Source organism: Actinophytocola sp. (genome assembly GCF_036402745.1).
In the GTDB taxonomy this organism is placed as follows: domain Bacteria; phylum Actinomycetota; class Actinomycetes; order Mycobacteriales; family Pseudonocardiaceae; genus Actinophytocola.
Window position 1 is genome coordinate 42,269 of the sequence record NZ_DASWSJ010000145.1, and the last position, 9,170, is coordinate 51,438.

Below are 9,170 nucleotides of genomic sequence, written 5' to 3' on the forward strand. Positions count from 1 at the left end.
ATGGCCGTCTGGGACGAGTTCGTGCCGCCCGGCGAGCTGGACCGGTTGCGGGCCAACGGGTTCGGCGGGCCGGTCGACCTCGGCGAGCGGCCCTGCCTGCTCGTGATCGACGTGACGCTGTCCTTTCTCGACACGGAGTACCCGACCGGCTGCGGACAGATGGGCTGGACGCGGCTGCCGGCCATCGTCTCGCTGCTGGAGACCGCGCGGGAGCTGGGCATCCCCCGGGTGCTCACGTGCGGCTCGGCGGCGGACTCGGTGTTCGTCGGCGGCGCGGTGAAGCTGAGCCAGGACCCCGAGCTCGCGCGGCGCGTGCACGAGGCGCCGTTCCCGCCGCAGCTGCGGCCCCGCCCCGACGAGTACGTGGTGAGCAAGGCGAAGGCGAGCGCGTTCTTCGGCACGCCGCTGCTGACCTACCTGACCCGCCACCAGGTCGACACGCTCATCGTGGCCGGCACGACGACGTCGGGCTGCGTGCGGGCGACGGTCGTGGACGCGGCCTCGCACGGCTACCGGGTGCTGGTCGCGGAGGACGCGTGCTTCGACCGGTCCGCGTTCGCGCACGCGGCGAACCTGTTCGACATCCAGCTGAAGTACGGGTCCGTTGTGGACACCGCGTGGGTGCGCGAGAACCTGGCGGCCACCGAACCGATGGGATCACGATGACTCCGACGATCTCCTGCTCGGACCTGTCGGTCACGCTGCCCGGCGCGGCCGGCCCGGTGGACGTCCTGCACGGGGTGGCGCTGTCGATCGACAAGGCCGAGTTCGTGTCGGTCCTCGGCACGTCCGGCTCCGGCAAGACCACGCTCCTGCGGGTGCTCGGCGGGCTGCTGCCGGCCACCGGCGGGCAGGTGCGCTGCGACGACACGGTGATCACCGGGCCGCCGGAGGGCGTGGTGACCGTGTTCCAGGACTACGCGCACTCGCTGCTGCCGTGGCGGACCGTGCGGCGCAACGTGGCGCTGGGCATCGAGGCGTCGCTGCCGAGGTCCGAGCGGGACGAGCGGGTCGACGAGGCGCTCACGATGGTGGGCCTGCTCGACCGGGCCGGCGAGTACCCGTGGCGGCTGTCCGGCGGCATGCAGCAGCGCGTGCAGATCGCCCGCGCGCTGGCGATGCGGCCGCGGGTGCTGCTGATGGACGAGCCGTTCGGCGCGCTGGACGCGATGACGAAGGCGTCGCTGCAGGACCAGCTGCAGCAGGTGCAGGCGCTCACCGGGACCACGGTCGTGTTCGTCACGCACGACGTGGAGGAGGCGGTGTACCTGTCCGACCGGCTGGTGGTGCTGCGCGGGAGCCCGGCGAACATCGGGCTGTCGCTGGACATCCCGCTGCCCAGGCCCCGGCACCAGATCACCACGAAGGAACGCGCCGACTACCTGGCGCTGCGCCACGAGGTGTACGAGGCGCTCGGGCACACGGTGGGCGAACCCGCCCATGGCTAGGCGGCTGAACCTGCCCGGCACGGCGGTGTTCGTGCTGGGGCTCGGGCTGTGGGAGCTCCTGGTGCGGACCGGCGTCCTGAGCTTCTCCTACCTGCCGCCGCCGACGAACGTGGCCACCGGGCTCGGCGAGCTGTTCGGCAGCGGCGAGTTGGTGACCGCGCTCGGGCACACGCTGCTCGCGGCGCTGTCCGGCTGGGCGATCGCCGGGGTCGCCGGCGTGGCGGCCGGCGCGGTGCTCGGCCTCGTCCGTCCGGTGTGGACGTACTCGATGGCGAGCCTGGAGGCGTTGCGGGCGCTGCCGATCGTCGCGTTCGTGCCGGTGGCCGTGCTGCTGTACGGGTTCTCCGTGCAGACCGAGATCATGGTCGGCTTCTACGCCGCGCTGTGGCCGATCCTGCTGAACACGATCAGCGGGATGCGCACCGAACAGCGGATGGTGGAGGCCGGCCGGGTGCTGCGGCTGTCCCGGGCGGCGGTGCTGTGGAAGATCCGGCTGCCCGCGGCCACGGCATCGATCGTCGTCGGGCTGCGGCTGGGCCTGTCCACCTCGCTGGTGCTGACGCTGGTCGCGGAGATGGTCGGCAACCCGGCCGGGCTGGGCTTCCTGCTCGTGGCGAAGGGCCAGGCGCTGCAGCCCGCGCAGATGTTCGCCGCCGTGTTCGTCATCGGCGTCACCGGGATCGTCCTCAACGGACTCGTGATGGGTCTGGCGCGGGTGGCCTTCCGGGGCCAGCTCGCCTCGTCCGGGGAGACAGCATGACCAGTCCGAAGCCGTCGCGCGGCGGCACGCCGGTGCGCGGGCTCCTGCCGCTGGTCGTGCTGCTGGTGAGCTGGCAGCTCGCCGGCGACCCGGCCTCGCCGTACTTCCCGCCGCCGTCCACGTGGGTCGACGGGGTGCGGCCGCTGGTGGCCGCGGACAAGCTGGCGCCGGCCATCGGCCAGACGTCGCTGACGTTCCTGGTGGGGCTCGCCATCGCGACCGTGCTCGGCTCGGTGATCGGGACGCTCGTGGGCGCGAGCCGGCCGGTGGACCGCGCGCTGTCGCCGAGCCTGGAGTTCCTGCGCGCGCTGCCGGCGGCGTCGCTGGTGCCGGTGGCCGCGCTGGTGCTGGGCTACACGGCGCAGATGAAGCTGGTGGTCGTGGTGCTGCCGGCGATGTGGCCGATCCTGCTGACCTGCCGGTCGGCCCGGCGCTCGCTGAGCCCGGTGCTGCTGGACACGCCCCGCACGCTGGGACTGTCCACATGGGACCGATTGACGAAGGTCCTCGCCCCGGCGCTGCTGCCCGCGGTGCTGCTGGGCGTGCGGGTGGCGGCCCCGCTGGCGCTGATCATCACGCTGCTGGTGGAGATCGTCACGCGGGTCAACGGGCTGGGCGCCGTGCTCGGCGCCGCGCAGTCGAACTTCCTGTCCGCGCAGGTGTACGGGCTGCTCACGATCGCAGGGGTGCTGGGGTTCGTGGTGAACTGGGTCGTCACGCGTGCGGAGACGGCGGTCAGCCGGCGCATGCGTGGCACGGCATAGGAGTCGACGATGACCGAAGTGCGGGAGACGCAGCAGGCCTGGTACCGATCGCTGGACCGGACGAAGTGGCGTGCGCTGATCGCCGCGAACCTCGGCTGGCTGTTCGACGGCTTCGAGACCTACGCGCTGATCCTCACCGCCGGGGTGGCGATCAAGCAGCTCCACCCGCAGGCCGCCGGCAACCTGCCGTTCTACATCGGACTGACGATCGCGATGACCCTGCTGGGCTGGGGCTTCGGCGGGATCGTCGGCGGCGTCGTCGCGGACTACCTCGGGCGCCGGAAGGTGCTGCTGATCTCGATCACGCTGTACTCGATCTTCACCGGGCTGTCGGCGTTCGCGTGGAACTGGGAGTCGTTCCTCATCCTGCGGCTCCTGACCGGCGTGACGCTCGGGTCGGAGTGGGGCACCGGCACGTCGCTGGTGGCGGAGATGTGGCCGGCGCACGCGCGGGCCAAGGCCGCCGGGCTGATGCAGTGCGGGCTGGGGCTGGGCTTCTTCGTGGCGTCCGCGGCGTGGCACTTCATCGCACCGCTCGGTGCCTCGTCGTGGCGGTACATGTTCCTGCTGGGTGTGCTGCCGGCGCTGTTCGCGTTGTGGTTGCGGCGCAGCGTGCCGGAGTCGGAGAAGTGGACGAAGGTGGCGCGGCGGCGCTCCGACCTGCAGGCCCGGTCGTCGCTGTCCACCGCGGAACGCCGGTACACCCGGTTCACGCTGCGCCAGATCCTGACGGATCCCACGCTGCGCAGGCTGACGATCCTCGGCTCGATCATGTCGACGGTGACCACGCTGGCCTGGTGGGGCATCTCGACGTGGGTGCCGGCCTACGTCGGCAGCAAGGCCGCCGCGGAGGGCCACGACCCGCAGAGCTACGCGTCGACGGCCGGCATGATCTACAACGTGGGCGCGATCGCCGGCTACATCTCGCTGGGGTTCGCGGCGGACCGGTTCGGTCGCAAGGGGACGGTGTTCACCTACTTCGCCGCGTCGCTGATCATGACGCCGGTGCTGTTCCTGTGGACGTCGGATCTCACGCTGGTGCTGGTGCTGTGCGCGGTGAACGGCTTCTTCACGCTGGGCCAGTACACGTGGATGCCGGTGTGGCTGCCGGAGTTCTACCCCACCCACCTGCGGGCGACGGGTGCCGCGTTCGTGTTCAACGCGGCGCGGTTCGTCGCGTTCCTCGGCCCGCTGCTGGCCGGCTCGATCATCGCCGGGCTGGGCGGCTACGGCACGGCGGCTGCGGTGGTCGGGCTGATCTACGTCGTGGGGATGCTCGTGGTCCCGTTCTGCCCCGAGACAAAGGGCCGGCAACTCCCGGAGTGACGCATGGATCCCGCCGCGGCGCGGACGCGCGGGCCACGCTGCCCACGCTCGCGTTCAGCGGGGTCGGATCGTCATGTGCGCGAGGCCCAGCTCGACCCGGTCCAGCTCGGCGCCGGCGCGGCGCAGCGTGCGCATCATCGGGGTGTTGGTCAGCTCGGTGACGGCGTAGGCGCTGCCCGCCGCGCTGGTGGCCGCCGCGGTGGTCAGCCGGCGGAGCATCGCGGTGCCGATGCCCTGGCGCTGCCACGCGTCCTCGACCAGGAGGGCGGCCTCGGCGGTGTCGCCGTCCCAGACGAGGTTGGCCATGGCCACGATGTCCCCGTCCGGGTGCTCGACGACGAGGGTCTGGCCGTTGCGCCGGTTGACCATCCGCGCGAGGTCGGCCACCGAGGGCCGCGCCGTGCCGACGAGGTAGCGCTGCCGGCGGGACCGGTCGCTGCACCGCTCGTGCATGGCGACGATGCCGGCGAGGTCGGCGCCACCGGCCTGGCGCACGGCCAGCTCGGCCCCGGAGGCGAGCAGCACGCTCGTGCGGTGCTCCCGGATCCGCTCGGCGAGCACCCGGTCGAGGTCGAGCAGCGCCCGCGCGCGGGCGAACTCGGCCGGGGTGAACGCGGGCTCGGGCCGGCTGACGGTGAGCAGGCCGCCCTCAGGATCCGCCAGCCGGAGGGTCGTGCCGTCGGGGCCCTCGCTGGGCTCGCCGGTGGCCTCCCAGCGCAGCTCGCAGTCGCCGAGGAGGGTGCGCATCGAGCGGGGCAGGTCGACGCCGGCGACGACGTCCTGGGTGACCATGGTGAGCACGCGGGTGGGGATGTCGACGAGGTCGTGCGGGTCGGCGGGCTCCACGGTGACGTCGCGCCCACCCCCGGCCTCGGCGGCGGCGACGATCTCGGCGGCCGTGCCGTGGCCCTCCACGAGGAACTCGTCGACCGCCCGGTGCGGCACGGCGTGCACCTGCACGGACAGGATGTTCATGCCGTGGCCGGCGAGGCTGGCGGTGAGCGCGGCGAGCGACCCGGGCGTGTCCCGCACGGTCGCCCGAACCCGCCACACCCGGGTCACCTCTGCCCGCGCCTCCCCGTTCGCCTCCCCGGTCGCCTCCCCGCCGGCCGCGGCGACCCGCGGTGGCCGGTGCCGCCACCACCGGTGCACCACCGCGCAGACGATGAGCAACACCCCCATCCCGACGAGCACGATCGCGCCGGCCGGCTGGTGCGCCAGCGAGTTGGCGAACATGTCCGCCACCGCGACGGCGAGGAACAACGCGGCGAGCTCGACGAGCTCCCTGGTCCAAGACTCGGATCTGTCAACCATGGCGCCCAGCCTGCGGCCGCCCCTTTGCGTGGACGCTCCGCCACTGTCACGATTCAGTTACCCGGCGGCCCGGGCGGGTGAGGCCCCTCACTCCCGCAGGCCGATCACGTCCACCGGCCGGGCCCGCAACGCCACCCGGGCCGGGATGCCGATTGCCAGCAGGCCCAGCAGTGCGGTCACGCCCAGGATCCCCAGGTACACCAGCGGCGGCACGGACGGCAGCGGCGACTCGGTCAACCCGAACTCCCGCGCCCGCGCAGTGCAGGAAGGTGCTCTTGCCCGAGCCGGACGGACCCATGACGGCGGTGAACGTGCCGCGTGGCAAGGCGATCGAGACCCCGTCGAGCGCGGTCACCGCACCGGCGCCCGATCCGTACACTTTGGACACTGAGGAGAGTCTGCTGGCGGGTGCGGCGCCACCTGCTCACCGCCGCCGACCCGGCCGCGGCCGGGCGCGCGGCGCTGCGCGAGGCCTACGCCGCCCGGGAGACCCCGGACGGCGTGTCCTTCGGCGGCGCCGCGTGGCTGGTCACGGCGCGCTGACCTGCTCCAGCTCGCGCAGCAGCCGCGGCAGCACCGTGCCCACCCAGCCGCGGGACATGCCCCGGAACGCCTGCTCGTGCTTGGGGTCGGCCAGGTCGAAGCCCGCGTGCTCGACGAACAGGCGGGTGCCCGTGCCCTCGGCCACGAGCCGCCACGTGAGCGTCCAGTCCATTGTGGACTCGGCGAACGTGTAGCTGAGGCGGCGTTCCGGCTCGACCTCGGTCACGGTGCACCGGGCCGCGCCCCAGGCACCCATGTCGAGGGTGAACGTGTGCCCCACGACCGGCGCGATGTCGCCGGCCGCCCACCAGCGGGCGAGCCGGTCCGGCTCCGTGAGCGCGCGCCACACCGCGGCGGGCGGGCGGGGCAGGAACTGGTCCACGTGGATGGTCTCAGTCATCGGTGTCCTCCTCGAGTACGTCGGCCAGGGTGCGCAGGCGATCGCGCCAGTAGCGCTCGAACGGGTGCAGCCAGTCGCTCACGGCGGCGAGCGGCGCGGCGGTGAGGTGGTAGTGGCGCTCGCGGCCACGCACCTCCTCACGCACGAGCCGCGCGCGGCGCAGGACCTGCAGGTGCTCGGAGACGGCCGGCCGGCTCAGCTCGAACCGGGCCGCGAGCGAACCGGCGGTCATCGAGCCGTCGCGCAGCAGCTCCAGCAACCGCCGGCGGACCGGGTTGGCCATGGCGGTGAACAGCACGTCGTCGATCACCGGACCAACATATGTCGGAGATCTCCGACATGTCAACTCTTTCCGACACGTTGGCTTAGGAACTCCGAGGGGTGGGTAGTCCGTTGGGGTAGTGAGACGAAAGGACGGGCCCCATGCCTCTGCTGAGGAAGCTGACCGCTCTCGCCGGGACCGCCGTGGCGGCACGCAGCTACATCCGCAAGAACCCGGACAAGGTCAACAAGATGGCCGCCAAGGCCGGCGAGTTCGTCGACAAGCGGACCAAGGGCAAGTACCACGGCCAGATCGACAACGCGCTGGTCAAGGTGCGCAACGCCACCAACGGCACGCAGCCACCGCGCTGACCCATGCCGACCGCGGCCCATGACGAGATCGCGGACTGGTACGAACGACGGTCGGGACCCGCCCGGACGATCCGCCGGATCGCCGGCGGGTCCCAGGCGTTCCGCTCGGCGGCGCGCCGACGCCGACGGTCTCCGGGACGCCGGCGGTCAGCCCGGGTAGCCGGCGCTACGGACTGACCGGCACCCGCACCTCGATCGTCGCGGCGGGGTCGAGGATCGAGTGCTCGGCGACCTGGGCCCGGTACAGCCGCAGCCGCGCGTCGCCGGTGACCCGGTCGGTCCCCCACGGCGCCATCCCTTGGGAGACCGCCACCCGGGAGAAGACCGCCATCCCGCGCTCGACCACGGCCGGGTCGCTGACCTGCGCGGCGGTGCCGGTCAGGTAGACGGCCTGCGCGTCGGCGGACGCGCACGTCGAGTCGAACACGACCATCGCCAGCTCCGGTCGCACGGCGAGGTTGGCCGAGTGCCGCGTCCCGGGCGCCGAGACCCAGAACAGCTCGCGGTAGTCCTCGTGCGCGAACCACACCGGCGACGCCCATGGCAGCCCGGTCGCGTCCGCGGTGGCGAGCACGACGTAGGAGTTGCCGTCGAGGACGGCGCGGGCGATGTCGTCGTTCGTCATGGGGAGCCAGCATAGGGACCGGCCGGCACACCTGGTGCCCGATCGCTCACGCGTCCTACACTGCCTCGCCCCCAACCGGGAGAGGAGATCCCTGTGATCCGGAAGGTCGCCACCGCCGCCGTCGTCGCCACCGTCGTCGCGGCACTCGCGTCGGCCGCGCTCGCCGTCGGTGCCACCACCGCCACCGCGGACCGGCACGACTCGACGAACGGCCCCTGCGGCTACACGAAGACCCCCGACGAGCCCGCCGCGCGACCGGTGCCGCTGCCGCCCGATCCACATCGGACGCCCGACCGCGGCACGGTCCGCGTCGACGTCTCCACCAACCAGGGCCCGCTGCCGCTGCGGCTCGACCGCGCGATCGCGCCCTGCACGGTGCAGAGCTTCGTCCACCTGGCGCGGCACGAGTTCTACGACCGCACCACCTGCCACCGGCTCACGACGTACCCGACGCTCGAGGTCCTGCAGTGCGGCGACCCGACCGGGACGGGCGAGGGCGGCCCGGGCTACAAGTACAAGGACGAACTGCCGGTCGGCCTCGAGCCGGCGCCGACCGACCCGACGGGCGCGCGGAAGATCTACCCGCGCGGCACGCTCGCGATGGCCAACGCCGGCCCGGACACCAACGGCAGCCAGTTCTTCCTCGTCTACGGCAACGCTTACCTGCGGCCGAACTACACCATCTTCGGCACCATCGGCGACAGCGGCCTGGCCACAGTGGACAAGGTGGCGGCCGGCGGCGTCCAGCCCACACCGGAGGACCCGGCCCCGCTGGACGGCCCGCCCGTGCTGCCCGCGAACCTGAAGAAGGTCAAGGTCCGCTGCTGACTCACCGGAAGACGTCCGCGTGCTCGCGTGCCCACTGGGCGAACGGGCGCGCGGGCGCCCCGGTGACCTCCTCGACCGTGCCGGTCACCGGCTCGGGGTCGGTGACGATGCGGGCCCAGTGCGCGAGCCCGCCGTCGATGAACTCCGGCGCCCAGCCCATCTCCCGCATCCGCTCCCGGGCGTCCTGTTCGGACAGCTCCACCCAGCGAAGGTCCCGGCCGATCGCCTCCCCGATCAGCCGCACCTGCTCCTCCTGCGTCACGACCCCGGGACCGGTCAGCTCGTAACGCGCCCCGGCGTGCCCGTCCTCGGTGAGCGCCCGCGCGGCGACCGCGGCGATGTCGGCCTCGTGGATCATCGACCGGCCCGCCCCGCCGTACACCCAGGTGACGCGGTCCGCCGCGCGGATCTCCTCGGCCCAGCCCAGGGTGTTGGTCGCGAACCCGCCGGCGCGCAGGAACGTCCACTCCAGACCGGTGCGCAGGATGTGCCACTCGACCGTGGCGTGGAACAGGCCGGATGGCGCCTC

At 72.8% G+C, this 9,170-nt stretch carries 13 protein-coding genes and 2 pseudogenes; 8 read left to right on the forward strand and 7 right to left on the reverse strand.

What is annotated here, in order from left to right:
* The 5 genes from VGD70_RS14375 to VGD70_RS14395 are packed head-to-tail and all read left to right on the forward strand — an operon-like array spanning position 1 to position 4,298.
* Complete coding sequence (locus VGD70_RS14375) at positions 1 to 666, forward strand: isochorismatase family protein (RefSeq protein WP_331081943.1); 666 nt, start codon at positions 1 to 3, stop codon at positions 664 to 666.
* Entirely contained in the window at positions 663 to 1,448 is a 786-nt protein-coding gene (locus VGD70_RS14380; RefSeq protein WP_331081944.1) for an ABC transporter ATP-binding protein, read from the forward strand. The genes VGD70_RS14375 and VGD70_RS14380 overlap by 4 nt, the downstream gene beginning before the upstream one ends.
* Positions 1,441 to 2,208: an ABC transporter permease gene (locus VGD70_RS14385; protein ID WP_331081945.1), complete on the forward strand. Its 768-nt coding sequence runs from the start codon at positions 1,441 to 1,443 to the stop codon at positions 2,206 to 2,208. Before VGD70_RS14380 ends, VGD70_RS14385 begins: the two co-directional genes overlap by 8 nt.
* Positions 2,205 to 2,972, forward strand: a complete 768-nt coding sequence (locus VGD70_RS14390) for an ABC transporter permease (RefSeq protein WP_331081946.1) — start codon at positions 2,205 to 2,207, stop codon at positions 2,970 to 2,972. Before VGD70_RS14385 ends, VGD70_RS14390 begins: the two co-directional genes overlap by 4 nt.
* A gap of 9 nt (positions 2,973 to 2,981) precedes the next feature.
* Entirely contained in the window at positions 2,982 to 4,298 is a 1,317-nt protein-coding gene (locus VGD70_RS14395) for an MFS transporter (protein ID WP_331081947.1), read from the forward strand.
* Between the two features lie 54 nt (positions 4,299 to 4,352).
* Here VGD70_RS14395 and VGD70_RS14400 read toward each other — a convergent pair whose 3' ends face one another.
* From VGD70_RS14400 to VGD70_RS14410, 3 genes and pseudogenes are all read right to left on the reverse strand, one after another.
* Positions 4,353 to 5,612 (reverse strand): GNAT family N-acetyltransferase, encoded by a 1,260-nt coding sequence (locus VGD70_RS14400; protein ID WP_331081948.1) that lies wholly within the window; start codon positions 5,610 to 5,612, stop codon positions 4,353 to 4,355.
* A gap of 87 nt (positions 5,613 to 5,699) precedes the next feature.
* Entirely contained in the window at positions 5,700 to 5,849 is a 150-nt protein-coding gene (locus tag VGD70_RS14405; RefSeq protein ID WP_331081956.1) for a hypothetical protein, read from the reverse strand.
* A gap of 16 nt (positions 5,850 to 5,865) precedes the next feature.
* Positions 5,866 to 6,000: pseudogene (locus tag VGD70_RS14410) on the reverse strand (ATP-binding cassette domain-containing protein); the annotation flags it as partial.
* A 20-nt stretch (positions 6,001 to 6,020) separates the two neighbouring features.
* On the opposite strand from VGD70_RS14410, the gene VGD70_RS14415 reads away from it, so the two are divergent.
* The gene (locus tag VGD70_RS14415) at positions 6,021 to 6,155 is read left to right on the forward strand and encodes a hypothetical protein (RefSeq protein WP_331081949.1); all 135 of its coding nucleotides are present in this window, start codon (positions 6,021 to 6,023) and stop codon (positions 6,153 to 6,155) included.
* Here the strand turns inward: VGD70_RS14415 and VGD70_RS14420 are convergent.
* Positions 6,142 to 6,555, reverse strand: coding sequence for an SRPBCC domain-containing protein (locus VGD70_RS14420; RefSeq protein WP_331081950.1), 414 nt, complete (start codon positions 6,553 to 6,555; stop codon positions 6,142 to 6,144). The genes VGD70_RS14415 and VGD70_RS14420 overlap by 14 nt on opposite strands.
* Positions 6,548 to 6,865 (reverse strand): ArsR/SmtB family transcription factor, encoded by a 318-nt coding sequence (locus VGD70_RS14425; RefSeq protein WP_414637965.1) that lies wholly within the window; start codon positions 6,863 to 6,865, stop codon positions 6,548 to 6,550. The genes VGD70_RS14420 and VGD70_RS14425 overlap by 8 nt, the downstream gene beginning before the upstream one ends.
* Before the next feature lie 113 nt (positions 6,866 to 6,978).
* Between VGD70_RS14425 and VGD70_RS14430 the strand changes: the two genes are divergently transcribed.
* Positions 6,979 to 7,188: an antitoxin gene (locus VGD70_RS14430; protein ID WP_331081951.1), complete on the forward strand. Its 210-nt coding sequence runs from the start codon at positions 6,979 to 6,981 to the stop codon at positions 7,186 to 7,188.
* A 166-nt stretch (positions 7,189 to 7,354) separates the two neighbouring features.
* Here the strand turns inward: VGD70_RS14430 and VGD70_RS14435 are convergent, their stop codons facing one another.
* Positions 7,355 to 7,813 carry a pyridoxamine 5'-phosphate oxidase family protein gene (locus tag VGD70_RS14435; RefSeq protein ID WP_331081952.1) on the reverse strand — a complete coding sequence of 153 codons (459 nt, stop codon included), beginning with the start codon at positions 7,811 to 7,813 and terminating at the stop codon, positions 7,355 to 7,357.
* Between the two features lie 93 nt (positions 7,814 to 7,906).
* Between VGD70_RS14435 and VGD70_RS14440 the strand changes: the two genes are divergently transcribed.
* Positions 7,907 to 8,641 carry a peptidylprolyl isomerase gene (locus VGD70_RS14440; RefSeq protein ID WP_331081953.1) on the forward strand — a complete coding sequence of 245 codons (735 nt, stop codon included), beginning with the start codon at positions 7,907 to 7,909 and terminating at the stop codon, positions 8,639 to 8,641.
* A 1-nt stretch (position 8,642) separates the two neighbouring features.
* Here the strand turns inward: VGD70_RS14440 and VGD70_RS14445 are convergent.
* Positions 8,643 to 9,170: pseudogene (locus VGD70_RS14445) on the reverse strand (NmrA family transcriptional regulator); the annotation flags it as partial.

Coding starts and splice junctions, on each gene's coding strand:
- VGD70_RS14380 (WP_331081944.1), top strand. CDS start 663: ATGACTCCGACGATCTCCTGCTCGGACCTGTCGGTCACGCTGCCCGGC.
- VGD70_RS14375 (WP_331081943.1), top strand. CDS start 1: ATGGCCGTCTGGGACGAGTTCGTGCCGCCCGGCGAGCTGGACCGGTTG.
- VGD70_RS14420 (WP_331081950.1), bottom strand. CDS start 6,555: ATGACTGAGACCATCCACGTGGACCAGTTCCTGCCCCGCCCGCCCGCC.
- VGD70_RS14430 (WP_331081951.1), top strand. CDS start 6,979: ATGCCTCTGCTGAGGAAGCTGACCGCTCTCGCCGGGACCGCCGTGGCG.
- VGD70_RS14400 (WP_331081948.1), bottom strand. CDS start 5,612: ATGGTTGACAGATCCGAGTCTTGGACCAGGGAGCTCGTCGAGCTCGCC.
- VGD70_RS14385 (WP_331081945.1), top strand. CDS start 1,441: ATGGCTAGGCGGCTGAACCTGCCCGGCACGGCGGTGTTCGTGCTGGGG.
- VGD70_RS14390 (WP_331081946.1), top strand. CDS start 2,205: ATGACCAGTCCGAAGCCGTCGCGCGGCGGCACGCCGGTGCGCGGGCTC.
- VGD70_RS14435 (WP_331081952.1), bottom strand. CDS start 7,813: ATGACGAACGACGACATCGCCCGCGCCGTCCTCGACGGCAACTCCTAC.
- VGD70_RS14395 (WP_331081947.1), top strand. CDS start 2,982: ATGACCGAAGTGCGGGAGACGCAGCAGGCCTGGTACCGATCGCTGGAC.